The sequence below is a fragment of the Corynebacterium faecium genome, assembly GCF_027257105.1.
Taxonomy (GTDB): domain Bacteria; phylum Actinomycetota; class Actinomycetes; order Mycobacteriales; family Mycobacteriaceae; genus Corynebacterium; species Corynebacterium lehmanniae.
Map to the genome: position 1 here is coordinate 173,870 of NZ_JAPYJX010000003.1, position 24,714 is coordinate 198,583.

The window sequence follows — 24,714 nt, forward strand, 5'->3', positions numbered from 1 at the left end:
GGGCGTAGCATCGTCGGCATGAATTTAAGCTCGCAGCTGACCTACAACATGCACCACGGCGCGGAAGATCTGCGCATCATGCTGACCACCGACATCACGAACAATTTCCTGCCCGCCTCGTGGCAGCAATCGCTTTCTGACCTCAGCTTTTCCGTGATCGGGCTGTGGGACTCGATCGTGCGTGGCGTCGGAGTGCTGCTGTGACGCAGCAGCGCCTTACCGAGCGTTTCCTGCCGGTGCCGTCGCTGACGCGCTGCTACGAGCTCACGCTCGCGCTCATGCGCGGCGAGTAGCCGAAAAGCGCCGCCGAGCTGGGCGTATAAAGAGTATAAAGGCATTCGCGTGTATAAAGAGTATAAAGACTCAAGGAGGCGCGGATGCGTAATCCCTTCATCCCCACGTTCGGCGTTTCACCCGTCGTGCTCGGCGGCGACGACAGCCTCACACGCAGCTTCGGCGCCGGCCTGGACGGCGGACCCGGCGACCCGAGGCGAACCCTGCTTATCTCGGGGCCGCGTGGCATCGGAAAGACGGTCGCGCTCAACGAGCTCGAAGACGAAGCCGCCGGCCATGGCTGGATCGTGCTACGCGCTCAGCCGTACGAACTGGTCGAACCGCTGGTTGCCACCGTGATCCCGCAGGCGCTCGCCACGGTACGACAGCAGGACCCAGAGCGGCGACGCATCACGGGCGTGACGGTCTCCGGCATCGGCGGGTTTTCAACCACCGCCGCCCCGGGTGAAAAGCCGGCCCCCTCCTTGATCGGTTCACTGAACACTCTTTGCGACGAGCTGCCGCCCGAATCCGGCGTACTGATCACCCTGGACGAAGTCCAAAGTGTCAACGCGAAAGAGCTGTGGCAACTCACGGCCGCGGTGCAGGATCTGCGCCGCGACGGGCGCGACATCGCCTTCGCCGCCGCCGGGTTGCCTGACGGCGTGGAGTCGCTACTACAACACCCGGGCACCACGTTTCTGCGCCGCGCCCAGCACGCCGTGCTCGCCCCAATGACGCCATCAGAGACACTTTCGGTACTGAGGGATACCGCGGCACGAGGCGGCGTCGAGATCCCCGACGGGGTACTCACGGACGCCGCGGCGCTGACCCGCGGCTACCCCTTTTTAATCCAGCTCCTCGGCTACCACCTGTTCGAGCGTGCGAGCCGCCGGGACCAGCCCGTTTCCCACGACGACCTCGCGGCAGTGACCCCAGACGTGTTGAAAACACTGGGCGACTTGGTCCACCAACCAGCGCTGCTACACCTGCCCGCCGCCGAGCTCGAATACCTTTCAGCGATGGCCGAAGTACAGGAGGGCCAACAGGCGGTGCCAAGTGCTGCGATCGCGCAACACCTGGGCAAACGCGTACAGCAAGTTTCCATGGTGCGGCAGAAGCTCATCGACCGTGAGCTGATCTACTCCCCTCGCCGGGGTGTGCTCAACTTTGTCATCCCCCACATGGGCCACCACCTCAACCAGCGAAGCACGCGCGACACCGGCTGGGATTAGGGTTACGCGCCGCGCTTGATGCTGGTGATCTTCTTGCCGCGGGCCAGCTCGTCCACAAGCAGGTCCATCTGGCGGATCTTGCGCATGAGGTCCTCTTCGACCTCCTCGACGCGCACGCCGCACACCTTCCCGGTGATCAAATCGGCGTGCGCGTTGAGCGCGATCGAGTCGAAGAAGTCGCGCAGCGTCTTGCCCGACTCGGCTTCTGATTCCAACTCCCTCGGCGCAAGCCCGGTGAACCAGCCGAGCACGTCGTCCAACTCGTCGCGGCTGTGACCCTTGCGCTCAACCTTTGCCAGGTAGTTGTTGTAAATCTCGCCGAACGGGTACGCGTAGACCCGCTCCAGCTTCGCCTGTTCATCCATGCCCGCAACCCTATCCCCCGGCGCGGTTCCCTCGCCGGTGCGCATTTTCATGGACACGCAGGCTCTTGTGCGCGGAAGTAGGGCGGCTTTAGTGTCGTCGATAGGCGGCAGCAGGGGGCTGCCGCACGACACCGAGGGGGACCCATGCGATTCGACACCTACGAGCTGTACTACCTGGACACTTACGACGAGGAAGCGGCGGACCTCGCCGACGACCTCGGGATCGAACACGACGATCCGTACTTTGACGAAGACATCGCCTGCCACTTAGACACCGACTACGTCACCGACACCGGCCTGAAAGTCGCCGTGATCGTGCACGACATCGACGCCCACGAGGTCGAGCTCGCGATGCTGCAGCCCGGCAGCCCGCAGGCGCCCGAGTGGTACTCGCCCGAAGACGCCGCGAACGTGGTCGCCGAGCTCGGCCGCATCCTCGTCGCGCTCGACGACAAAACCGTGAAAATCGTTGACCCGCAAGACCCCGCGTTCGCGCTGAAGCGCCGCGCGTCGTTCCAGGCGGAGGACATGACTACCGCCACGGTGGCGATGCTGCAGGACTCGCAGGACAACGCGCTCTACACCACGTTCTGCATCGAGTTCCGCCCGAACATGAACGCCGATTTCACGTTCCCGGTCGCGGTGTTCGCGTTCGACCCGCGCATGGGCAAGCTTTCGGGGCACATGCTCATCGACGACAACCCGTTCGCCCCACCCACCTTCAACCGCGCCCAGAAGAAAATCGTGGCGCGCAGGATCAACGACATCCTGGAGTCCATCCACGCGGCCATGCACGAAGATCGCACGATCAGCCCGTTTAAGAACCTGGGCCCGCAGTTCCGTTCCGAAGGCCTGCCGTCGATGGAGGCGGTGGACACCCACCACGCCATCGACCAGGCTATTGCGTACCTCGAGCAATGGTGGGATGAGCGGGCGTCTTAGAAACGCTCGTTGGGCACGATGATCGCGCGGCCGGCGACTTGGCCGTCAACGAGTTTCTGGTAGGCATTTAAGCCCTCATCCAGCGAGTATGTAGTGTACTGCGGCTCCAGGTGACCTTGCTGCAGTAGCGCGACCAGCTCGCCGAGCTCCGGCAGAGTACCCCAGTAGGTCTTCACCAGCTCGGCCTCGTACGGCTCCTTGTACCACTGCCAGCCGTAATCGCTGCCCGCGGCACCGAGGCCGACGATGGACACGCGGCCTTGCGTGGCCACGGATGTCATCGCGGTCTCCACAGTGGGGCCGATGCCGACCATGTCGAAGACGGCATCTACGCCCCGCCCACCGGTGAGCTCACGGATTTTCGCGGCCTGATCGTCGCCGGAAGCAACGGTGATCGCGCCGTACTTCTCAGCCTCGCGCAGCGCTTCTTCCTTGGTGTCTGTGGCGATGATCGTCGCGCCGGTCATGGCTTTGAGTATCTGCACTGCCAGCAACCCGAGCCCGCCAAGGCCGATCACCAGCGCGGACGAGCCGGCCTTGTTCAGCTTCGGCAGTGCCAGTTTGATGGCGTGGTACGGGGTCAAACCGGCGTCGGCAAGCGCGGAGGCCTTCACTGGGTCCGCATCTCCCAGCGGCACGAGGTTGCGCGCCGGCACGACGACGTACTCCGCCATGCCTCCGTCACGACCCAAGCCGATGCCCAGGTAGCCGACCTGAGCGACGTTCTCGCAGAACGTGTCCTGGCCGATCATGCAGAACCGGCAGTAGCCGCAGCCGACCGGACCGTAGACCACGTACGCGGCGCCGCGCTCGATTCCGTCGACGCCTTCACCGATCTCGTCCGCCCAGCCTGCGACTTCGTGGCCGAGGGTGAATTGCGGCGCGCACAACGGGTTTGTGCCCTCGACAAAGTCGTTGAACACGGCGACGTCGGAGTGGCATGCGCCCGAGGCGGCGACTTTCAGCACCACTTCGCCGGGGCCGGCGGTGGGCTTGTCAACGTCAACGATCTGCGGAAACGTTTGGTAGTCGGTGTAGCGGATGGCCTTCATGGGGTGGGGCTCCTTTGGTCGTCGATAGGCAATCTGCCCCACCCATCGTATTTAAGGAAGCAGTCCTTGGCTGTGCGCCCAGCCGAATCCCGCAGCACCCAGGCCGATAAGCCCCAGCAGCACGCCGATGATGATCGCAATCGGCGAGTCGGAGCTGCCGGAGGGCTTCTCGCTTGGCGACGGCTCCGCCTTCTTCTGCGTAGGCGCCGGCGCGGGCGCAGGCTTCGACGGCACTGGCTTCGCCGGCTGCGAAGTTTCCGCGCGCGGGGTGAGGCGCTGCTTCGCCAACGCTTTATCCTGCGGGTCTGCGTCCGAGGAAAGCACCTGCTCGAGCACTTTCTTCATCTCCGCGGCGCTGTAGTTCAGCGCGGAGACGCGGAAAGTTTCGGTGAAGACCTGCTCGCCGTCGGAGTTGCTCACCGCCACCGTGACGGGAACGACAGGGTTTTTCAAAAGGTGTGCCTGATCGATCGGAATTTCCAGGTCGCGCTTATACAACCCCGCTTTGTAACCGGACAGCCGCACGTCCTCAGAGTAAGTGCCCTTGTCCTCGCCCTCGCCGTAATCGACGGTGACCCGGAACGCCTCGGACGTATCGCCGAGGTTGGTCAGCCGGCCCTTGAGCACGTTGTTGCCGGCCGCGTTGGTGACAATGCCGTTGTCGCCGTTGGGGGTCTTCAGCAGAGTGAACCCGGCCTGCTTGCGGTTGTCCGCGGCGGAGTTGAGGATCAGCTCGTCTGCGGTGGCCTCGTCAGGGGCGGCGTGCACCTGATCCGTGTTCGGGTCGGTGGTGTCCGGCAGCGCAGAAGTGTCCTCGCGGCCGACGCTGATGCTGCCCTGCCCCACATGAGCGCCGGGGTAGTTCAGGTTGGCCCAGTCCGCCGGGATGGTGAAGTTTCCGGAGGTGATGTCGGTGGCGGAGTAGTTGAACTCGTCCCACTGGTGGGCGTAGCTCATCACCGATTTGTAGTCGCTGATGTTGGCGATATTCGGCGCGGTGTTGCCCTCGCGCACGGTGCCATTGTGGCGCAGGCCCAGGGTGTGGCCGAACTCGTGGAGGATGGTGTTTCGCAGCTGTTCCTGCGTGGTCATCTGGTCCATGTTGGCCACGTAGAAGGCGCTGCCGTTGATCGGGGCGACTCCGGTGGCGTCGGTGTGGTGGGAGATGCGGTCGCCGATGATGCCCTGGCGGAACGCAGCCTTGCGCGCGCCGAGCAGCCGGTCTGCCACCGGCTGGAGGTTGTCCGCCACGTTTTTGCTCTTCTGTATTGGCGTGAGCTCGGAGGCGTAGCCGGGGAAGAACTCCGGGGTGAAATCGAGCGTCTTGCCGCCCTGAGGTGTGCCCATTGTTGCCATGTCTTGAGAGACGTAGCCGTAACCGGCGTCGATGTGCAGGCGCACATCGTGCTCGGCAAACAAGTCTTCAAGGTCCTTGAGCGTCTGAGGCGAAGGCGCGTAGTCCTTCGTGTTCGCACGCGCGCAGGCGGCGAACTGCGTAAACCCCTCGACGCTCACCTCGAACGGTGTTTCCCGGTCGCAGCCGCGGGTCTCCCACTCGGAACGCATCCAGTTCAGCTGCAGGTAAAGGTCCGGATCGGTTTGGCTTGCGCCCCATTTGTGGATGGGCAGTGGCGTGCCGTCCTCAAGCACCATGCCATGCGATTCCCACGAATCGCGCAGACCGTCGCCGTCGGTGTCGTACACGTCGTCCTGCGTGGTCACGCTCACCCACGCGTGGGCGGTGAGTTGCTCACCCGGCGCCAGCGTTTGCTCCCAGGTGCCGGCCTGGAATGTCGGTGTGGCCTCCTGCCGGCCGCCGAGCGCCTCGGCTGCGGTGGCACCCACGCTGGTCCGATCTGCCCCGACGAACTCTGCGCGCGTGATGTAACCGCGCGACTTCGGCCCCACCATGTACCTGTTTCCGGCGTGGAATACGTCGAGCTCCGCTGGCGAATTGGTCAGGTGGTTCACCATATCCACGCGGATGTCGGCTGCCGTGTCGCCGTCGTTTCTGGCCACCACGGTGTGCACGACCTGCTTGCCGGTGACGCGGTAGGAGCGGACAAAGGACACATCGCCGGCCGAACCGGGAAAGCTCACGGTATCCGCGTTACCGTCGGAGTTATCCTGTGGCGCCACACCTACCTGCCGCGGCGCCTTCGCACCGTCGATAGTGATGTCGCTTCGCAGTTCGAAGGTGTGCGCGTCCACCACCGCTTCGGGGTTGTAGTAGGTGAACTGGCCAGGCAGGTCCGCGCGCAGCTCGGCGTTGTAGTACGGGTCCCACTGATCGTCGCGGATCCCGTCCACGATTGCTGTTGGCCCGTCGATGGTGACCTCGGCGTGTGCGGGAACCACGCACACGGTGCTGCCCAGCGTTGCGCACAGGCCAACTGCCAGCGTCTTTTTGGAAAAGTGCATGGTTTAGATCCTGATCCCGTAGTTGTTCAAAATTGCTTTGATTTCGTCTTGGTTCAGCCATGCCGCATACCCGATGCCGGAGACTGCGGCGATGACGCCGAGCAGCACCACCAGCCAGCCGAGGCTGTCGGAGGAGCCCTTGCTTTGCGACGCCACTTCGCCCCTCACCGCCACCGGCACCTGCACAACCTCAGTCGAACCATCCGGGTAGGTCATGCGCACCGGCACGGTGACCTCCTGGCCCACCGGCACGGTCGCGTCCGGGCGGACCGTGAGTGTACCGGTGGCGTCTACCTGCGCGGTCCAGCCCGGCACGTTAAACCCAGTGACGTCGTACGTCGTGCCCTTCGGCACCCCGTCCGACAGGTCCACCGAGGTGCGCTGGCCTGCTGTGGTGGTTTGGGTGGTGGGGAGAGGGGCGGAGTTCGTCGATACGCGAACCGCGATCTCCTTGATGGAACCGTCGCTGAAGTAGGCAATGACGGGGACATCCACCGCACCCGTGGCGTTTTGCGGAGCCGTCACGCGCAGAGTGCCATCCGTGCCGACGGAGGCGGCCCACCCGCGCAAGTTCGCGCCCGGTTTGATAGCAAACGTGGTGTGTTCTGGTACCTCCCCGGTGCGCGGAATGGTGATGGTGCCGCCCGGGCGAACCTTGCCGGGCGTGTATCCGAAGGTGGCGCCATCGGCGAGCTTGCTGTTTACGACGGTGAAGGTGGCCGTAACCGTCTTCGTGCTGCCGTCTGGGAAGGTGATGGTCACCGGGACCTCGTACGTGCCGGGCTTCGCGTCCGCGGGCGGGCGGAAGGTGACGCGGCCGTTGGCGTCGGTGGACGCCCACGGGTGATCAGCGTTGTAGGTGGTGCCCGCCGGCAACGCGCGGCCGATGTAGAGGTGGCCGTTTTCCGACACATCCGCACGCGGCGCGCCCGTGTTGCCCTCCGCGCCGACGTTCACGCGCGGCGAGGTGTACGCCACGTCGTAGCGGTCCGCCATCGTGGGGTTCGGCTCCACGGAAACCGTGATCGTGTCTTTCTCGCCCGTGGACGCAGTGATGGTGACCTGATACTCGCCAGCGGGGGTGTCGCGCGGCGGCCTGGCCACGACCGTGCCATCCTCCCCCACCTCAACCCAGCTGTCCGCCGGGGCGAGGATGTCGGTGTTGCCGTCGGCATCGGTGCGGGTGACCTTTGTGGACTCAAACGTGGCTGCCGAGGTGTCTTCGCTGCGAGTCGGCGGAACTACCGCGATGCCACCCGGCTTCACCACGACCCGGTCCCACGCGAACGCATCCGGCGCGGGCTGCGTGGTTGGCGTCGGCTCGGGTGCCGCTTCCGTCGTCGGCTCAGGTGTCGCTTCCGGTTCCGGCGCTGCGGTCGTCGACGGCTCCAGAGGCACCGTGGTCGTCGGAGGCTCCGTCCACGCCGGGGTGGGCTCCTCCGACGTAGTCGCCTGCGCAACCGTCGTTGCTACCGACGTCGCCGGCATTGTCGTTATCTGTTCGGATGTGGTCTCTACCGGCCGCGGCGTCGACGGTGCGGTTGACGTCGGCTGCTGCGTTGTTGTGGACACCGGTGTCATGGGCGCCGGTACCGTGGACACCGGTGTCGTGGACGCCGGCGTCGAAGTCGTCGCAGAAGGAGCAGCGGTCGTAGGTACGGCCATTTCTTTCTCCAGCTCCACCTCTTTGACGAGCTCAAATCCGTCGTAATAGAACGGCTTGCTTTCGAGAACCGCCCCTTTCTCGAAGGAGTTGTTATTCGGATCCTTCGGATCTGCAAGACGGTAGCCGCCCGGGTTCGTGACCTGGATGGTGTAGTTGCCGCTTGGGGCGTTCTCGAAGAATGCCATTCCGCGGTCGTTGGTGGATGAACTCTGCTCAACAGAGCCGTCTTCGTAAACGAGGGCGACAATCAGATCCGGGATATTTTCATCGGCGTCACGGGTGCCATCACCGTTTTCGTCCACCCACACCGCAACATCGACGAAGGAGTACACCTCCAAGTTCTCGTCAAGTAAACCGAAGTCCACTGGACTGTCTGCTCCAGGAAGAACCGTCACGTTCACGGGGTCAACCTGCATGATCGCTTCGGGAGCAAAAACCGAGGCCTCATACTCACCGGCGGGCAGACCATCAATCACAAAAACGCCTTCTGCGTCGGTCTTAGTTTCAAAGACCTCGCCTCCCCCCAGCCGAAACAAGGGTGACCTCAGCGTCCTCCATCGGACCGAATACGTCGCTACGAACGACACCACTGACCGAGCCGGGCAGCCGCGATATAGAAATGTGGCCAAGCGACGTCGATTCTTGCGGCCTTACAGACACCGGAATGTCCCAGAGTTGTTCGTACCCATCTGGCGTATCAACACGGAGGGTGTACTCACCGGCAGGAACATCTGCGTGGATAAAACCATCGGAGTCGATGTCGAGCGTTCGAACCTCAGCCCCGTCACGGCTGAGTAGCGCCGCCTGCGCACCCGGTACGGGTTCGCCACCTTCATCAACTACAGCGCCCGATACCGATCCGTAGAGCTGCTCAAACCTTGTGCCCGCTGGGTGTCCAAAAGCGAACAACCCAGGAATATATGTTCCTCCGCGGTCCAAAAGTTCCTGGTTAACGGGGGTCATGACCTGCAATACGGCCCCCGGACGTAGCTCGACAGGGTCGGCAAACTCAATCGTCAGTCGCTGTGTACCGTCGATATCAGTCACCGTGTGTCCATCCAATAGGCCTATCAACTCACGATTGTTGTAGACCTCATAGGTGTCGAACTCCCGGAAACTGGGCTGCGAGGATTGCACCGCTGGAGCCGGTACGATCTCGATCGTTAATGCGCCAAAGGTTTGCGAGGCAGTCTCATCATCGTTCAGCCTGGTGTTGATAATCCACTTTTCCCTATCCCTGCCGCCGAAGGCCTCCAACTGGAAACCACCGCTGAAGTCCTGCGCGGCGGCGGTGCTCACCAGGCCTGCGGGCGCGAGCGGCCCCAGCGGCACGGTCGCTGCCCCGCCTGCCAGCGCCACAACGGTGGCCGCAGCGGTCAGGCGCCGCAAACGCGCACGGTCAAAATACGTTCGACGGGACATAGGTTTCCCAACTTTCTCAACGCTGATACACCGCTAAAACACAGGAAACGCTACCACTAGGTCATACGGTTCGCTGGGGTTCAGGGGCCGGTGGTGGGGCGGAGCTCGTCGTGAAGCAAACGCCCCCTTGAGCCGCTAGAACGGCGCCGGAACCATGCCCTGCTGCACCGCCCAGCCGTACGCCGCAGCACCCAGGCCGATAAGCCCCAGCAGCACGCCGATGATGACCGCAATCGGCGAGTCGGAGCTGCCCGAGGGCTTCTCGCTTGGCGACGGCTCCGCCTTCTTCTGCGTAGGCGCCGGCGCGGGCGCAGGCTTCGCCGTCGCAGTCGACGTCCCCACCGGCGCGGCCTTCAGCCGCTGACGGGCAAACGTTTTCAGGTTCTCGTCCGCGTCGGAGGCGAGGACTTCCTTCAGCACCTTATCCATCTCCGCTGGGGTGTACTCGAGCGCGGAAACGTTGAAGGTGTCGTCGAAGACCTGAGCGCCCTCGGAGTTGGACACGGTGATGTGCAGCGGCACGACGGGTGTGTCAATGAACGCGGCCGGTGAGACCTCGATATCCACCGGGGTGATGTAGTTCGAGTCGCCCTTGGCAAAGTAGCTGTCTTTGAACTGCCCGACTCCATAGTCCGCAACCACCGTGAAGGTGTCGTCGGTGGACCCTAAGTTACGCAGCTCACCCTTGATGATGTTGGTGTCCGCGTGGGTGACGATGCCGTTGTCGTTGTGCAGGCTACGGGCGAGGCTGAAGCCGACCTTGCCGTCGTTCTTGCCGGTCGCGGCTGCGGCGGAGATCAGTTCGTCGACTTCGGCGCGCTCCTCGTCTGCAACCACGTCGGGGGCGTCGGGGGCATCGATGGCGTCGTCGTAATCGCGCACGCCCTGGCCGATGTATTCGGTTTTGAACAGCAGGTTGTCCCAGTCCGACGGGATGACGTAGTCGAACTGGCTCTCTTCTGGCTTGAAGCGGGACTTGTCTTCTGAGTTGGGAATCTTCTCCGTGGTGCGCACTTCCTGGTCGGAGAAGTTGAACTCGGAAAACTGGTATGCGTAGCTCATGGTGGACTTGTAGGAACCCAGCCAGTCGTAGCCGGCGCGGTAAAACTCCATCGCCGGGTCCTTGGTGTCCACGAAGCGCACGGGGCGCTGCGCGGTGTTGTCGCGGGTTTCGCGGCCCCAGTGCATCAGCCCGAGGGTGTGGCCGAACTCGTGGAGGATGGTGTTGCGCAGAAGCTCGTCGCTGTTGGTCACGTCGCCGGAGATGAAGAAGGTGGAGCCGTTGACCTGGCCTAGGCCGGTGACGTTGCGTTTGGCGCCTTCGTCGAAGCGGGTGCCAATCAGCGCGGAGCGGAACACCGAGCGGCGCGCACCGAGCAAGTGTTCGGCCTGATCCTCCAGCTTCTTGGTGCGGCCCAGCTCGTCCAGGCCGCCGAAGTACTCGGCGGTGTAATCCTCGGTCTCACCGCCCTTGCGCTCTTTCGCGGTCATGCTGGCCATGGATTCGCTGACGTAAGTCTTGCCGGCGTCGATGTGCAGGTTGATGCCGTTTTGGTCGAACAGGTCTTCCAGCTCTTTGAAAAGCGACGGGTTCGGCGCGTAGCTCTTGGTGTTCGCGGTGGCGCAGGCGGCAAATTCGGCGAAATCATCGAGGGTGGCGGCGAAGCGTTCGGAGCGGTCGCAGCCGATCGTCTCCCACTCGGACTTCATCCAGTTGACCTGCAGGAACAGGTCTTTGCGGTCGGGGTCTGCGCCCCAGCGTTGGATGGGCAGGTACGTGCCGTCGGCAAGCCTGAGCCCTTCGGTTTCCCAGGAGTCGCGCAGCCCGTCGCCGTCGGTGTCGAGGGCAGAGTCCTGGGTGCTGATTGCCACGGACATGCCTGCGCTTATCGACGCCCCCGGGGCCACCGTGCGCTCCCACCTCGCTGCCTGGTGCTTTGCGCCGTCGTTTGCGCCCGAAAGGGCCGCCGCCTTGGTCGCACCCGTGGCCGCGGTGTCCGGTGCGGTAAAGCGGACGTCGGTGATGTAACCGCCGGACTTCGGCTGCACCACCACGCGGTCACCGTCCTGGTTAGCCGTAATACCTTCGGCAAAAGGCACGACGTTGGCCAGGTCAATGCCCACCTCCGCCGCAGTTTGGCCCGTGTTTTTCACGGTCACTGTGGCGTTGACCTGGCCGCCGTCGATGCGGTAGGTCCGCGTGATGAGGAAGTTGGTTTGTTGCAGCGTGTAAGTGAGCACGTCGGCGGTGCCGTCGGTGGTCACTTCCGGCTGCGCAAACAGGTCGGGAACCACCACGTCGCCGTTGGTGCGCACCTCCATGGAGGTATCGAACTGGTGGTTGTCCGCCTGGGACGCGGGGTGCGAATAGTCGAACCGGCCAGTGCCACGCGGGGTGATGAAGCCGTTGACAAACGGCTCGGTGGGGTTGGAACGGTTCACTGTCGCATCCGGCTGGGTGGTGCCGAGCGTGACTTTCGCATCCGCTACCGGCGCCATGGGCGCCACGGTCGCCGCGAGTGCAGCGCACAAGGACACTGCCAGGGTTTTCTTCGAAATATTCATGTCAATGTCCTTTTCTAAAATCCGTAGTGCTTCAGTTGCGCCCGAATGGCGTCCTGATTGAGGAAGGCCGCGTACCCCACACCCGCGATCATCGCGAGCAGGCCGAGCACCACCGCGATCCATCCTCCGGAGGCCGACGAGCCGTCCGACGATCCGGCCGACGAACCGATGGACGAGCCGTCGGACGAACCCGAGGACGTCCGGTTCTGCTTTACCGCCGGGGCGGGCGTGTCGGTGGCGGTAAACGCGTACTCCACAATCTTCGTCGAGCCGTCCGGGAACGTCACCTTCATCGGCACCTTCAGCACGGTGCCCACCGGCACGTCGCTGTTCGGTTTCGCGGTGAGCTCGCCGGTAGCCCGGTCGTAGAACACTTGCCAGCCGTCGTGGTCGAACTCCGCCAGCTTGGCGTTGTGGTTGAGCCCGGTGCGCACGGTCGCGGCTTCGCCGACTTCAGCGGTCACCCCAGCCACTCGCGGGGTGAAGCGCGCCGCGTCCGAGGCCGCCGTGACCTGCGCGGTGATCTCCTCGGTGCTGCCGTCCGCGTAGCGCACGCGCACCGTCACCGTGTAGGGGGTGTCCAGTTGCGCGTCGGCGGGAAGCTTGATTTTCAGCGAGCCAGTTCGCCTATCGACGCCCACGTTCCGCAGCCCCCCACCATCAACCACAGCAAACGTGGTGCCAGCCGGCACGGAACCGCTCAGCTTCACGGTCGCGGTGCCGCCAGGCGCTGCCGACACATCGGCGTACGAGGGGGAATGGGCGGCGGAGAGGGCGGAGCTCGTCGATACGCGAACGCTCGCAGTAAGTTCTGCGGACGACCCGTCGGCGAAGTACGCGATGACCGGCACCTTCACCTCACCCTGCTGCGGCGCGAAAACGCGCAGGTTGCCGGTGTGCTCGTCCACGATGGCGACCCAATCGCCCAGCGGCTGCGAGCGATCCACCTCGAACGTGGTGCCCTCCGGCAACACCGCGGCGCCGGTGCGCAACACAGTGATGCCTTCGCCAGGAGGCACAGACAAGCCTTCCTCGTAGCCCAGCTCGGTGGTGTCCGCGAGAAGCGGATCGCCGATTTCCACCTCAGCGATGTAGGTGCGGGAAGAACCGTCCGGGAACGTCACCTTCACCGGAATCTTGCGGATGCCGGGTGCCGCGTCCTTCGGCGGGGTGAAGGTGAGGCGGCCGTTGTTATCGACGCGAACCCAGTCCGCATAGGCCGGGTCCACAACGAAGCGGGTGCCCTCCGGGAGGCGGCGATCAGCGTAGACGAACGGGCCGTCCGTAACAGTCGCGCGCGGACGGCCTGCCTGACGCGTCGCCCCCGCCGGCACCGGGATCAGCGGGAAACGCACCTCGTGCTGCTGCGCCATCGGGGTGGGCTCATCCACCTCGACGGTAATGGTGTGGGTCTCGCCCGAATCGTCCTGGACCTCGACGCGGTACTCGCCCGGTTCGGCGTTGCGCGGCGGCCTAGCGACGACCGTGCCGTCCCCCTCCACCGAAATCCAGCTCTCCTCTGCCGGAAGCTCAGTGGTGGTGCCGTCCGGCTTAACCTGCGTGACAGTGCTGGTGCGGAAGTTCGGCGGTGTTGTGGTGTCGCCAGTACGAGTTGGTGCGGTGACCTGGGTCTGGCCGGGTTTGACCACCACACGGTCCCAATCGAACCGCGCCTTCGGCTTTTCGGGGTTGACCACAAATCCGGGCAACCGGACGGTCTCCCCTGCCTTCACCGGCACGTTGGCGGGCGGCGGCGCGACGTGGCCTTTGGGCACGCCGACGGTGACTGTGTAGTCGCCCGGTGGCAGGTCGGTGAGCTGGAACTTCCCGTTCGCGGCGACCGGAACGGAGTGGGTCTTGCCACGCGCGTCGCGCGCCGTGACAGTCGCGCCCGGCACCGGCTTGCCTGCGGGGTCGGCGACTTTGCCGGCCACGGAGCCGACCGTCGGCGCCGGCGGCTGCGTCGACGGCGGGGCAGGGGCCGGAGTCGGCGATGGTTTAGGTGTAGTGGACGTCGGTGTCGGTTTCGGCGTCGTGGGCTGAGCAGACGTCGTGGGCGACGGCTTCGAGGTCGTCGGCTGAGCAGACGTCGTGGGCGACGGCTTCGAGGTCGTCGGCTGAGCAGACGTCGTGGGCGACGGCTTCGGAGTCGTCGGCTTCGGAGTCGTCGGCTGAGCAGACGTCGTGGGCGACGGCTTCGGTGCCGGTGCTGAAATCGTCGGCTGGGCAGTCGTCGTCGGCGACGGCTTCGGAGTCGTCGGCTGGGCAGACGTCGTGGGCGACGGCTTCGGTGCCGGTGCTGAAGTCGTCGGTTCGGGTGTCGGCGTCGGGGTGGGTGCAGAAGTCGTCGGTTTCGGAGTCGGCGTCGGGGTCGGCTTTAGCTCGAGAGGAAAGTCGACGTTTTGGACCCCATTGACCGTCACGTTCCGCTGCTGCGACGTAGGCAGTACATACCGCGAAGGCAACGCTGTGACCTCGATGGTGGTCGTGCCCGTGGGCACCCCAGGAATCGAGTACATGCCGTTAGCGTCCGTCGTCGCCGTTGCTGTGCCGGCCTTGACAGTTACTCCGGCAACGCCTGTGCTGCCCGGACCGGTCACACGACCAGACACGGTGCCGGTCTCACGCATCGTGGAGAAATCCACGTCCGTCACGCCCGCCGTCGTGAGATTCTCCTGCTGCGCACCAGAAACCGAGTACCCGGCCGGTACACCATCAGTCACCTCAACCGACACCGAACCAGTCGGCACACCAGCAATCGAATAGTCACCATCAGCATCGGTCCGCGCCGACAGATCGCCAGCGCTCACCGTCACACCCGCAACACCATTGCCATCCGGATCAGTCACACGACCAGACACGGCGCCGGTCTCACGCGTCGTGGAGAAATTCACACCAGACACGCCAGACGTCGTCACATTGCGATCAAGCGGGCCATCAACCGAGTACCCATCCGGCACGGTGGCGGCATCAACCGCAACCGACACCGAACCAGTCGGCACATCAGCAATCGAGTAGACACCGTCGGCATTAGTAGTAGCCGTCTTGCCGCCGGCAGTCACCGTCACCCCCGCAAGACCATTGCCATCCGGATCAGTCACACGACCAGACACGGTGCCGAACTGCGACTTCGCGGCAGTCGTGTGCTGCCCAATCCAGTTGTCGCGCTTGTCGCTCACCACAACACCGGAGACTGTTCTCTCGTGCGTCGTCGTGGTGTCGCCGAACACCACGTCGTACGTGCCAGCCGGAACCTTGTTCACGGTGAAGTTGCCGTACTGATCCGTAGTCGCGGTGCGGCCGGCAATCGTCACGGGGGCGCCTTGCACGGGGGTACCGGAGTCGTCGATAAGCGAACCGCTCACGGTGATCGGGTAGACATCGAAGTCGGGGGCGGCGAGGCCCTCAGCAGCCTCCCACGTCTTTGGCTCCGGGGTAACAAAACCGGCCGGTGGAATCACGTTGATTTCCATCGTGCCGGAGGGCGACGGCATCGCAATCTCGTAGGAACCGTCGGGTTGCACTGGAGAGGTGAAGGTCTCGGCACCCTGGCGGATCTCCACCATCGTCTGCTTGTACTCATCCGCGGTTGCGTCGTGCATGGTTACTGAACCGCGGATGTCTGCATTGACGGTGGGGCGAGTAAACCGCGCACCGCCGCCACGCAAAGGCGTGGGGTACTGACTGCCTTTACCCGGCGCGAAGAGGGCCAGTCGCTCGCCCTGGCCAACCTGCACTCCTGGGAGCTCATACGTGATGTGGATGGTCGGATGCCCCGACGTGGAGGTCCCTTGGCTGCGGCGCGCCGTAACGTCGTAGGAGGCGAGGACCTCTTTGCCCTTCATGTGGTCCACGCGGTAATCGGCGATTTCGGGGATGCGCGTGAACACTGGGTCGTCGGCTGGTGCCTCTTCCCTCGGATTGGTGCTGTCTGCCGGCACAAAGTCGATGCTCACCGTCCGCACCGTCATGCCCGTGAGGAAAAACACGGACGCTTCCCAATCGCGTCCGGCGGTCCGCACGGTGCCGTTGTCGATGCCCGGCTGCTGCGTTGGCGCGATCTGCGCGTGCGCGACCGACCCGACGGGGCCAAGCGGAATTTCCGCGGCACCGCCCGCGAGCGCCAACACTGTAGCTACTGCGGTGATTCGCTTTGCACGCACGCAATCTTTACCGGGCAGAGACATGCGGGCTCCCAACTTTTTCAACGCTCGAACACGGCCAGAACACAGCAAAACGCTACCACTCAGTTGTATGCCCTATCCAACATTACATACGCCGAGGGTGCGCGCACGCGAGTACGCTCAGCGGAGGTTGCCGAGCACCGGTAACGTATGCGGAAATGTGCGTAAAGAAAGGCGGGAATTAGTGAAAATTGCAGTTCTGGGCGGCGACGGATTCTGTGGCTGGCCCGCATCCCTGCACCTTTCAGACCTCGGACACGAGGTCACGATCGTGGACAACCTGTCGCGGCGCCGCATTGACGGCGAGCTCGACGCGGAGTCGCTGACGCCGATCGCGACTATCGACGAGCGCCTGTCGGCCTGGAACGAGGTCTCCGGCAAAACGATCGGCTACGAAAACATCGACGTGGCCCAGGACTACGACGCACTGCTGGCCTTCCTCAAGGACTTCCAGCCGGACACGGTGATCCACTTCGCCGAGCAGCGCGCCGCGCCGTATTCCATGAAGTCCCCGCGCAACAAGCGCTACACCGTGGACAACAACGTCAACGCCACACACAACCTGCTCACCGCGATCGTGGAGACCGGCCAGGACATCCACGTCGTGCACCTGGGCACCATGGGCGTCTACGGCTACGGCACCGCCGGCATGAAAATCCCGGAGGGCTACCTGGACGTGCAGGTGGACGCGGGCGAGAACGGCATCGTGGAGCAGCAGATCCTCTACCCCACCCACCCGGGCTCGATCTACCACATGACCAAGGTGCTGGACCAGCACCTGTTCGCCTACTACGCCAAGAACGACGAGCTGCGGATCACGGACCTGCACCAGGGCATCATCTGGGGCACCCACACACCGCAGACGCTTCGCGACGAGCGCCTGATCAACCGCTTCGACTACGACGGCGACTACGGCACCGTGCTCAACCGCTTCCTCATGCAGGCGGCAATCGGCTACCCGCTGACCGTGCACGGCACCGGCGGGCAGACCCGCGCGTTCATCCACATCCGCGACATGGCGCGTTGCATCCAGCTGGCGGTGGAGAACCCGCCGGCGCGGGGTGAGCGCGTGAAGATCTTCAACCAAATGACGGAGACGCACAGGGTGCGGGATTTGGCGGAGCTCGTCGCAAAGATTGCGGACGCGGAGGTGCAGATGGTGCCGAACCCGCGCAAGGAATCCGCAGAAAACGAACTCCACGTGGTCAATGACGCCTTTTTGGACCTGGGCCTGGAGCCGACGAAGCTGGAAGAAGGCCTGCTCGTGGAGGTCGAGGAGGTGGCGAAGAAGTACGCCGACCGCGCGGACCGCTCGAAGATCCCGGCGCGCTCGCTGTGGACCGCCGCGCAGTCCGCCGGCGTGCCGCAGGGCGAGAAGTAGATGCGCATCGCGCTACTCACCGAGGTTTTCCTGCCCAAAATCGACGGCGTGGTCACCCGCACCACCCGACACCTGGACCAACTGGCGGAAATGGGCCACGAAGTGCTCATCCTCGCGCCCGGCAACCCGCCCGCCGAGTACGCGGGCTTCGAGGTGGTGCCGATCCGCTCGCGCAGCCTGAAGGTGTATCCGGAGGTCAAGCACGGCATGCTGTGGCCGAAAACCTACCGGCGGCTTCGCGAGTTCAACCCGGATATCGTGCACGCGGTGAACCCGATTTGGACGGCCGGTTGGTCCACGCTGGTGGTGGCGCGCCGCTTCCCGGTCATCGCGTCGTTTCACACGGACGTGCCGGAGTACTGCCTCAAGCTGGGGATTCCGTGGGTGAAGCCGATCGCCGAGTGGGGGCTGCGCACCTTCCACGGCCGCGCGGGGCTCAACCTGGTCACCTCGGGCCCGATGATGGACAAGGCGGCGGACTACGGCATCGACAACGTGCGGCTGTGGCCGAAGGCGGTGGATACGGAAAGCTTCACCCCCGCCGCGCGCACACGCGAGATGCGCAGTGTGCTTTCCGACGGCCATCCGGACGACCCCCTGGTCATCTTCGTCGGCCGCATCTCGGCGGAGAAATCCGTGGACCGCTGTATCCCCATCGTCGAAGAGGTGCGCCGACGTGTGCCCAACGCGCGGCTGGCGTTTGTGGGCGAGGGCCCGCTTTACGACGAGCTCCGCGTCTCCCCGCCCGACTGGGCCACCTTCACCGGGTACCTGTCCGGCGCGGACCTGCACGCGGCCTACGCCTCGGGTGAAGTGCTGCTGTTTCCCTCCACCACGGAGACGTTGGGGTTTGCGGCGCTGGAGGCGTTCGCGTCCGGCGTGCCGGTGGTGGCGGCGAAGGCCGGCGGGCTGCCGTTTGTGGTGGCGGACGGCGACACCGGCGTGCTGGTCGACCCGGATGGGCCCGACACGGCGTGGGCCGACCCGATCGAGCGTCTGCTCACGCAGCCGGAGCTGCGCGAGCGCATGTCCACCGCTGGCCGCGCCGAGGCTGAGCGCTGGACGTGGCGCGCCTCCACCGAGACGGTGCTGGGCTACTACGACGAGGTTATTCGAACCGCAGGACGGTGACCTCGGCGGTCTCGCCGTCCGCGAACTCGCGGGATTCCGTCGCCGTGTGCACCGGCGCCGCCGGGTCTATCTCCTGGTACGGCTCCACGCCCGGCCCGCAGGCGTCGACCTTGCGCGGGTCGAACCACTCGATCTCCGCTCGGTCGCCGACGATCACGCCGATGCCGGAGGCGGTCTCCCAGGCCTGGGCGTTGTCGTCGATGCCGGGCACGTCGCCCGGGTCGAAGCCGAGGCGCTGCGCTTCGGCCTTGTCCGTGTACGGGCAGAACACGTAGGCACGCTCCACGTCCGGCCCTGCCACGTCCGCGACGGTGAAGTCGCCGGCCAGCGCGGCGTCCTCTAGCCCCAGCTCTGTGCCATGCGCGCCGCAGCCGGCCAGCACGAACAAGCTGGCTAGGGCTGCGATTTTGCGGTACATGATGCTAGTTACTGGATCTCAGCCGGATCTTTGCGCTCCGGGAACACGCGCGGGCGCACACCTGCGATGTCCTCGACGACGCGGACCACCTGGTGGGAGTAGCCGTACTCGTTGTCGTACCAGACGTAGAGCACGAGGTGGTCGCCGGAGGCGATGGTGGCCAGGCCGTCCACCACGGAGGCGTGGGTGGTGCCGAGCAGGTCGGTGGAGACCACCTCCGGGGAGTTGATGTAGTCGATCTGCTGACGCAGGTTGGAGTGGGTGGACACGCGGCGCAGGAAGTTGTTCACTTCGTCCTTCTCCACGTCCTTTTCCAGGTCCAGGTTCAGCACGGCCATGGACACGTCCGGGGTGGGCACGCGGATGGCGTTGCCGGTGAGCTTGCCCTCGAACTCCGGAAGCGCCTTGGACACGGCCTTGGCAGCACCGGTCTCGGTGAGCACCATGTTCAAACCGGCGGCGCGGCCGCGACGGTTGCCCTTGTGGAAGTTGTCCGCGAGGTTCTGGTCGTTGGTGTAGGAGTGGACGGTCTCGACGTGGCCGTGCTTGACGCCGTAGCGGTCGTTGATCACCTTCAGCACCGGGGTGATGCCGTTGGTGGTGCAGGACGCGGCGGACAGGACGCGCTCCTCGCCGATCATGTCCTCGTTGATGCCGTAGACGATGTTCGGGATGTCGCCCTTGCCCGGCGCGGTGAGCAAGACGCGATCCACGCCCTTAGACTCGAGGTGCTTGGACAGGCCGTCGCGGTCGCGCCATGCGCCGGTGTTGTCCACCACGATGGCGTTGTCGATGCCGTAGGCGGTGTAGTCGATCTCTGCTGGGTCGTTAGCGTAGATCATCTGGATGGGGGTGCCGTTGGCCCAGATGATTTCCTTCTCCTCGTCGACGGTGATGGTGCCGTTGAACGGGCCGTGCACCGAGTCGCGGCGCAGAAGCGAGGCGCGCTTGACGATGTCGATGTCGCCCTTCTTGCGCACCACCACCGCGCGCAGGCGCACGCCGCCGTACATCGCCTCGCGGGCAATGAGGATGCGGGCGAGCAGGCGGCCGATGCGGCCGAAGCCGTAGAGCACGACGTCGCGGGCCTCGAGTTCGGAGGAGGTGCCGATGACGTCGGCGAGCTCACGGTCGAGGAAGGCACGCAGGTCCTTCTCGTCGGAGTGCTTGTACTCCTTGGCCAGGCGGCCCAGGTCGATGGAGGCGGTGCCCAGGTCCATCTCCACGAGTTCACGCAGGATCGGCAGGGTCTCGTCGAGCGCGAGCTCCTTCTCGTCGATGCGGCGGGCGTAGCGGTGCGCCTTAATGATGTCGATGTCGGTGACACCCACCAGCAGGCGGCCGTAGACCGAGGTCGCCGCGTTGTGCTCGCGGTGCAGGCGGCTGATCAGCGGCAGCATCTCCTGCGCGAGGGTGAGCTTGTGGTTCCAGTCGTCGCGGGGGTTGGTCGTTTCGGTCAACGTCGCTCCTTTTGCATGTGGGAATCGGGGGCAATTTCTTCGCCCGTAATCGCCCCCTTACTGTAGCGTCCGGGGGCGGTGCGCGGGTGCTGTACCCCCGCGATTGCGCAGCGCTTAGCGCAAAATGTCCCGGTACTTGCCCGGTTCTGGCTGCGGGGCGAAGTTCGGGGACTGGTCCTTGTCCACGAGCACCGCGCGTACCCCCTCTGCGAAGTCGGGTTCGCGGGTCATCACGGCGCCCAAGCGACGCTCGTTGTCCAACGCCCCGGCGAGGTCCTGCGAGGCGTTCGCGGCGAACAGCTCGGCGGCGGCGACCAGGGACGACGGGGACGCCTGCGCCGTCAGCTTTGCGACGAGCTCCGCCAACTCCCCGTCCAACCTGCCCTGAATCTCAGCCCATGAGCCCTGGAACGTGGGCTCGATGGCGTCGAGAAGCGATAAAAGCTCCGACTCCCCAGGCTTAAGCGCGACCGAGTCGAGGTAGCCGGGCCCCTCGGCGATGATACCGTCGAGCACCCCGTCCAGCGAGGCGACCTTGTGCGTGGCCAGGCCGGTGGCCAGCATGTCGTCGGGGCTCAAGCGGTATCCCGTCAGCCCCAAAAAGGTGCCCAAGCTTTGCGACGGCACCTTCGGCAGATGCTGCAGCAGCCAGGACATCCCGACGTCGGTGACGTAGCCGATGTTCATCTCCGGCATGGATGCGAAGGCATCTTCCGTGACCACCATGTGCGAGCCGTGGGCGGAGATGCCCATGCCGCCGCCCATGATCACGCCGTTGCACAGTGCGATGTACGGCTTGTGGTAATTCGCGATGTCCAAGTTCATGGCGTACTCGTCGGCGAAAAACGCGTCGACCTCGTCGCCGCGGCCCTCGAGGATGCCGTCGCGGGCGGCGCGCACATCACCGCCGGAGCAGAAGTGCTTGCCGGAGGATTGGACGACCACCTGCTCGATGGCGTCGTCACCCCGCCACTGCTTCAATGTGGCGTCGATGGCGCGGGCCATCTCGGGGTTGAGCGAGTTCAACGCCTTCGGACGGTCCAGGGTGATCACGCCGGTGGTTTCGCGTACTTCAGTCTTGATCAGATCGGTCATGCTTTCCCAGTGTTCCACATCACACCGGTAGTGTGGGGGCAATGCGGACACCTCGGTTAATAGCGTTGGACATGGACGGCACACTCCTCGACGGCGACGGGCGTGTGCCGGATGCGTTTTGGCCGCTGCTGGAGACCGCGCGCTCGCGCGGGGTGACCCTCGCGCCGGCGTCCGGGCGCCAGCTGGCCACGTTGCAGCAGATGTTCCCGGACTGCGAAGACTTCATCGCGGAAAACGGCGCGGTGGTGGCGCGCGGCGGCAAGGTGGTCTCCACCACGGCCCTGCCGGAAACGCCGGTGCAGCGGTTGTTGTCCGCCCTGCCCGGCGCGCCTTTTGCGGCGCATGCCGTGGTGTGCGCGCCTTCGGTCGCCGCCACCGCCGCCCTGCCACCCGCTGTGGACGCGGAGGTGGACAAGTACTACGCCTCGCGCACCTTGCTTGGCGACGGCTCCGCCTCCCCCACCATCAAAATCGCCCTGTACGTGGAGTCGGACGCCGAGCGCGACGCCTACCCGTGGGTGCGCGAGCTGGTGCCGGAGCTGCGCGCGGTGGTCTCCGGCAAGCACTGGGTGGACCTGATGCACCCGGACGCCGACAAGGGCCTGGCGCTCGCCCAGCTGGCCGAGGCGATGGGCGTTGCGATGTCGGAGACGGCGGCGTTCGGCGACTACCTCAACGACCTCGGCATGCTGCGCGTTGCCGGGCACGCCGTGGCGATGGGCAACGCGCACGAGGACGTCAAAGCCGTCGCCGACGAGGTCGTGGGCACCAACACGGACGGCGCGGCTGTGGCAAGGCTGGCGACGTGGCTCTCATGATCGACTTTTTCCAGCCCGCCAACGTTGTCGCCCCGCAGCTGCTCGGGTGCGTGATCACGCGCAACGGGGTCAGCATCAGGCTCACCGAGGTCGAGGCGTACCTCGGGGCCGACGACCCGGCGGCGCACACCTACCGCGGCAAAACGGCGCGCAACGCGGCGATGTTCGGCCCGCCCGGGCGGTTGTACGTGTACTTCTCCTACGGCATCCACCACAACGGCAACATCGTGTGCGCGCCAGAGGGCGACGGGCAGGGCTGCCTCATGCGCGGCGGCGAAGTCGTCGCCGGTGAGGAATTGGCGCGCACACGGCGGCAGCGACCGGACCGGGCACCGATCGCGTTTGAGAACCTGGCGCGCGGGCCGGGCAACCTGGGCGCCGCGCTCGGGCTTGGACTGGGCGACAACGGGACACCGGTGCACCTCACCCCGCGCGAGGCGGAGCCGGAATGGGTGGCCGGCCCGCGCATCGGCATCTCCAAAAACGCCGACGCCCCGTGGCGGTTCTGGATACCCGGTGATAAAACCGTCTCCACCCCACGGGGCAGACCGAAGAAGCGCTAGCTACTTCTTCTTTTTCTTTTTCTTCTTCTTGGACTGCTTGCCCACCTCAAGCTCGGCGGCGACGTCGGGGACGTAGCGGAACTCGTCGCGAGGCGGACGCTCGTAGTCCGTGGTCTCCGGGCGCTCAGGGATCTCCGGCAGGTCCGGCTTAATGTGTTCGTACGGGATGGTGGACAACAGGTGCGAGATGACGTTGATGCGCGAGCGTTTCTTATCCTCGCTTTCCACCGTGTACCACGGCGCCGACGGGATGTCGGTGTGGACAAACATCTCGTCCTTGGCGCGGGAGTACTCCTCCCACTTCGTGATGGACTCTAAGTCCATCGGCGAAAGCTTCCACTGGCGCAGCGGATCGTTGCGGCGGGACTGGAAACGCTTGTACTGCTCCTCGTCGGAAACGGAGAACCAGTACTTGCGCAGCATGATGCCGTCTTCAACCAGCAGACGCTCGAAGATCGGCGCCTGGTGCAAGAAGCGGCGGTACTCCTGCGACGACGCGAACCCCATCACGCGCTCCACGCCGGCGCGGTTGTACCAGGAACGGTCGAAGATGACGATCTCGCCGGCCGTGGGCAGCTTCTCCACGTAGCGCTGGAAGTACCACTGGCCCTGCTCGCGCTCCGTGGGCTTCGGCAGCGCCTCGATCCGGCAGGTGCGCGGGTTCATGTACTGGGTGATGCGCTTAATCGCGGAACCCTTGCCCGCCGCGTCGCGGCCCTCCATGACGATGACCACACGCTCGCCGTTTTCCACCACCCACTGCTGCATCGCTACCAGCTCGGCCTGCAGGCGCAGCAGTTCCTTCTCGTAGGCCTTCTTGGACAGTTTCGGCGGTTTCTTGTCGTGGCTCATGGGTGTAACCGTACCCGCAGGTGCCGTGAGCACTAAAAACGCACAAGAACCTGAGAAGAAAGTGCAATATGGGATTACGGGTGCATTGTTGAACAATAAATGCGATATACTCTCTCTAGTTCTAACCAATACGGTCACCCACCTGCGCAAATGCAGTAGGCGACAACTGATTTCAATACGGATGCCATGCTTGCACACAACGTTTCCGCCGAGGTCCGCCGCGCGATCTCACGCGGCGAATTCGCTCCCGGGCAAAAGCTCAACGAGGTCGCCCTCGCCGAGCGCTTCGGCGTTTCCCGCAACACGCTGCGTGAAGCATTCGCCATGCTGACCGCTGAAGGCCTGTGCGAACGCATCCCCAACCGCGGCGTGTTCCTGGCCACCCCGACGCCGGAGTTCGTCACCGACACCTTCCGCGCCCGCGCCGCCATTGAGCCGGCCGCGCTGTTGTGGGGCCCGGACCTGGACGTCGACCGCCTCGACGAGCTGAACAAGGAAGCCCGCGTCGCCATCGAGGAAGAAGACGACGACCTGCTCATCGCCGTCAACCAAGCCTTCCACCACGTCGTGCTCGCGGCGATGGGCTCGAAAACCCTCGGCGACACCATGGACCAGCTCGACGCCTTCCTCCGCCTGGCCACCCTGCCCATCCTGGAGCGCGACCCGGCGTTCAACCGCCGCTTCATCGAGGTCAACGAGCACATCGTCGAACTGGTCCAGTCCGGCGACCGCCAAGCCGCCTCCGACTACCTGCAGGTGCAGCTGATGGAGCAGGCCGAGGCGATCATCGAGATGATCGAGAAGATCAACAACGGCGCCGTCTAAACCACCCCCGGCCCAACCTGAGTGCAAGATCACATGCGCCAGGTTG

Annotated in this window: 19 protein-coding genes; 8 read left to right on the forward strand and 11 right to left on the reverse strand. The window is 64.8% G+C overall.

Annotated elements, in window-relative coordinates; translation table 11 throughout:
- Positions 1-18 precede the first annotated feature (18 nt).
- Positions 19-204, forward strand: coding sequence for a hypothetical protein (locus O5O53_RS04345; protein WP_269509368.1), 186 nt, complete (start codon positions 19-21; stop codon positions 202-204).
- A 173-nt stretch (positions 205-377) separates the two neighbouring features.
- On the forward strand, positions 378-1,508 hold the full coding sequence (locus O5O53_RS04350) for an ATP-binding protein (RefSeq protein WP_269509370.1): 1,131 nt from the start codon (positions 378-380) through the stop codon (positions 1,506-1,508).
- A 2-nt stretch (positions 1,509-1,510) separates the two neighbouring features.
- Here O5O53_RS04350 and O5O53_RS04355 read toward each other — a convergent pair whose 3' ends face one another.
- Positions 1,511-1,873, reverse strand: a complete 363-nt coding sequence (locus O5O53_RS04355; protein WP_269509372.1) for a DUF2200 family protein — start codon at positions 1,871-1,873, stop codon at positions 1,511-1,513.
- Positions 1,874-2,017: 144 nt separating this feature from the next.
- Here O5O53_RS04355 and O5O53_RS04360 point away from each other — a divergent pair, with 144 nt between their 5' ends.
- Entirely contained in the window at positions 2,018-2,815 is a 798-nt protein-coding gene (locus O5O53_RS04360; protein ID WP_269509374.1) for a hypothetical protein, read from the forward strand.
- On the opposite strand, the gene O5O53_RS04365 is transcribed toward O5O53_RS04360, so the two are convergent.
- The 6 genes from O5O53_RS04365 to O5O53_RS04390 all read right to left on the reverse strand — a co-directional run bounded on the left by O5O53_RS04365 (position 2,812) and on the right by O5O53_RS04390 (position 16,104).
- Positions 2,812-3,867, reverse strand: coding sequence for an NAD(P)-dependent alcohol dehydrogenase (locus tag O5O53_RS04365; RefSeq protein ID WP_269509376.1), 1,056 nt, complete (start codon positions 3,865-3,867; stop codon positions 2,812-2,814). The genes O5O53_RS04360 and O5O53_RS04365 overlap by 4 nt on opposite strands.
- Positions 3,868-3,918: 51 nt before the next feature.
- Positions 3,919-6,288: a zinc metalloprotease gene (locus tag O5O53_RS04370; protein WP_269509378.1), complete on the reverse strand. Its 2,370-nt coding sequence runs from the start codon at positions 6,286-6,288 to the stop codon at positions 3,919-3,921.
- A 3-nt stretch (positions 6,289-6,291) separates the two neighbouring features.
- Positions 6,292-8,319, reverse strand: a complete 2,028-nt coding sequence (locus tag O5O53_RS04375; RefSeq protein ID WP_269509379.1) for a Rib/alpha-like domain-containing protein — start codon at positions 8,317-8,319, stop codon at positions 6,292-6,294.
- Positions 8,320-8,458: 139 nt separating this feature from the next.
- Positions 8,459-9,376 carry an MSCRAMM family protein gene (locus tag O5O53_RS04380; RefSeq protein ID WP_269509380.1) on the reverse strand — a complete coding sequence of 306 codons (918 nt, stop codon included), beginning with the start codon at positions 9,374-9,376 and terminating at the stop codon, positions 8,459-8,461.
- 135 nt (positions 9,377-9,511) lie between these two features.
- Positions 9,512-11,941, reverse strand: coding sequence for a zinc metalloprotease (locus O5O53_RS04385; protein WP_269509382.1), 2,430 nt, complete (start codon positions 11,939-11,941; stop codon positions 9,512-9,514).
- 14 nt (positions 11,942-11,955) lie between these two features.
- Positions 11,956-16,104, reverse strand: coding sequence for a Rib/alpha-like domain-containing protein (locus O5O53_RS04390; RefSeq protein ID WP_269509383.1), 4,149 nt, complete (start codon positions 16,102-16,104; stop codon positions 11,956-11,958).
- Positions 16,105-16,309: 205 nt separating this feature from the next.
- Here O5O53_RS04390 and O5O53_RS04395 point away from each other — a divergent pair, with 205 nt between their 5' ends.
- Both O5O53_RS04395 and O5O53_RS04400 read left to right on the forward strand, forming a co-directional pair.
- The gene (locus tag O5O53_RS04395; RefSeq protein ID WP_269509385.1) at positions 16,310-17,506 is read left to right on the forward strand and encodes an NAD-dependent epimerase/dehydratase family protein; all 1,197 of its coding nucleotides are present in this window, start codon (positions 16,310-16,312) and stop codon (positions 17,504-17,506) included.
- Positions 17,507-18,637, forward strand: coding sequence for a glycosyltransferase family 4 protein (locus O5O53_RS04400; RefSeq protein ID WP_269509387.1), 1,131 nt, complete (start codon positions 17,507-17,509; stop codon positions 18,635-18,637). It begins immediately after the preceding gene.
- Here the strand turns inward: O5O53_RS04400 and O5O53_RS04405 are convergent.
- The 3 genes from O5O53_RS04405 to O5O53_RS04415 all read right to left on the reverse strand — a co-directional run bounded on the left by O5O53_RS04405 (position 18,615) and on the right by O5O53_RS04415 (position 21,610).
- On the reverse strand, positions 18,615-19,055 hold the full coding sequence (locus O5O53_RS04405; RefSeq protein WP_269509388.1) for a hypothetical protein: 441 nt from the start codon (positions 19,053-19,055) through the stop codon (positions 18,615-18,617). The genes O5O53_RS04400 and O5O53_RS04405 overlap by 23 nt on opposite strands.
- Positions 19,056-19,063: 8 nt before the next feature.
- On the reverse strand, positions 19,064-20,455 hold the full coding sequence (locus tag O5O53_RS04410) for a glyceraldehyde-3-phosphate dehydrogenase (protein WP_437177841.1): 1,392 nt from the start codon (positions 20,453-20,455) through the stop codon (positions 19,064-19,066).
- Between the two features lie 174 nt (positions 20,456-20,629).
- Positions 20,630-21,610 (reverse strand): 3-hydroxyisobutyryl-CoA hydrolase, encoded by a 981-nt coding sequence (locus tag O5O53_RS04415; RefSeq protein WP_269509392.1) that lies wholly within the window; start codon positions 21,608-21,610, stop codon positions 20,630-20,632.
- Positions 21,611-21,681: 71 nt separating this feature from the next.
- On the opposite strand from O5O53_RS04415, the gene O5O53_RS04420 reads away from it, so the two are divergent.
- Both O5O53_RS04420 and O5O53_RS04425 read left to right on the forward strand, forming a co-directional pair.
- Complete coding sequence (locus O5O53_RS04420; RefSeq protein WP_269509393.1) at positions 21,682-22,428, forward strand: Cof-type HAD-IIB family hydrolase; 747 nt, start codon at positions 21,682-21,684, stop codon at positions 22,426-22,428.
- A complete protein-coding gene (locus O5O53_RS04425; protein WP_269509535.1) occupies positions 22,425-22,991 on the forward strand; it encodes a DNA-3-methyladenine glycosylase in 567 nt (188 codons plus the stop codon). The genes O5O53_RS04420 and O5O53_RS04425 overlap by 4 nt, the downstream gene beginning before the upstream one ends.
- Here O5O53_RS04425 and ppk2 read toward each other — a convergent pair whose 3' ends face one another.
- Positions 22,992-23,843 carry a polyphosphate kinase 2 gene (ppk2, locus tag O5O53_RS04430; RefSeq protein ID WP_269509396.1) on the reverse strand — a complete coding sequence of 284 codons (852 nt, stop codon included), beginning with the start codon at positions 23,841-23,843 and terminating at the stop codon, positions 22,992-22,994. It abuts the gene before it with no gap.
- Positions 23,844-24,029: 186 nt separating this feature from the next.
- On the opposite strand from ppk2, the gene O5O53_RS04435 reads away from it, so the two are divergent.
- The gene (locus O5O53_RS04435; RefSeq protein ID WP_181888042.1) at positions 24,030-24,668 is read left to right on the forward strand and encodes a GntR family transcriptional regulator; all 639 of its coding nucleotides are present in this window, start codon (positions 24,030-24,032) and stop codon (positions 24,666-24,668) included.
- Positions 24,669-24,714: the final 46 nt, after the last annotated feature.

Excerpts from the sequence above, each read along its gene's own strand:
- O5O53_RS04345 (WP_269509368.1), top strand. The coding sequence starts at position 19 with ATGAATTTAAGCTCGCAGCTGACCTACAACATGCACCACGGCGCGGAA.
- O5O53_RS04350 (WP_269509370.1), top strand. The coding sequence starts at position 378 with ATGCGTAATCCCTTCATCCCCACGTTCGGCGTTTCACCCGTCGTGCTC.
- O5O53_RS04355 (WP_269509372.1), bottom strand. The coding sequence starts at position 1,873 with ATGGATGAACAGGCGAAGCTGGAGCGGGTCTACGCGTACCCGTTCGGC.
- O5O53_RS04360 (WP_269509374.1), top strand. The coding sequence starts at position 2,018 with ATGCGATTCGACACCTACGAGCTGTACTACCTGGACACTTACGACGAG.
- O5O53_RS04365 (WP_269509376.1), bottom strand. The coding sequence starts at position 3,867 with ATGAAGGCCATCCGCTACACCGACTACCAAACGTTTCCGCAGATCGTT.
- O5O53_RS04370 (WP_269509378.1), bottom strand. The coding sequence starts at position 6,288 with ATGCACTTTTCCAAAAAGACGCTGGCAGTTGGCCTGTGCGCAACGCTG.
- O5O53_RS04380 (WP_269509380.1), bottom strand. The coding sequence starts at position 9,376 with ATGTCCCGTCGAACGTATTTTGACCGTGCGCGTTTGCGGCGCCTGACC.
- O5O53_RS04385 (WP_269509382.1), bottom strand. The coding sequence starts at position 11,941 with ATGAATATTTCGAAGAAAACCCTGGCAGTGTCCTTGTGCGCTGCACTC.
- O5O53_RS04400 (WP_269509387.1), top strand. The coding sequence starts at position 17,507 with ATGCGCATCGCGCTACTCACCGAGGTTTTCCTGCCCAAAATCGACGGC.
- O5O53_RS04405 (WP_269509388.1), bottom strand. The coding sequence starts at position 19,055 with ATGTACCGCAAAATCGCAGCCCTAGCCAGCTTGTTCGTGCTGGCCGGC.
- O5O53_RS04410 (WP_437177841.1), bottom strand. The coding sequence starts at position 20,455 with ATGCTGCCGCTGATCAGCCGCCTGCACCGCGAGCACAACGCGGCGACC.
- O5O53_RS04415 (WP_269509392.1), bottom strand. The coding sequence starts at position 21,610 with ATGACCGATCTGATCAAGACTGAAGTACGCGAAACCACCGGCGTGATC.
- O5O53_RS04420 (WP_269509393.1), top strand. The coding sequence starts at position 21,682 with ATGGACGGCACACTCCTCGACGGCGACGGGCGTGTGCCGGATGCGTTT.
- O5O53_RS04425 (WP_269509535.1), top strand. The coding sequence starts at position 22,425 with ATGATCGACTTTTTCCAGCCCGCCAACGTTGTCGCCCCGCAGCTGCTC.
- ppk2 (WP_269509396.1), bottom strand. The coding sequence starts at position 23,843 with ATGAGCCACGACAAGAAACCGCCGAAACTGTCCAAGAAGGCCTACGAG.
- O5O53_RS04435 (WP_181888042.1), top strand. The coding sequence starts at position 24,030 with ATGCTTGCACACAACGTTTCCGCCGAGGTCCGCCGCGCGATCTCACGC.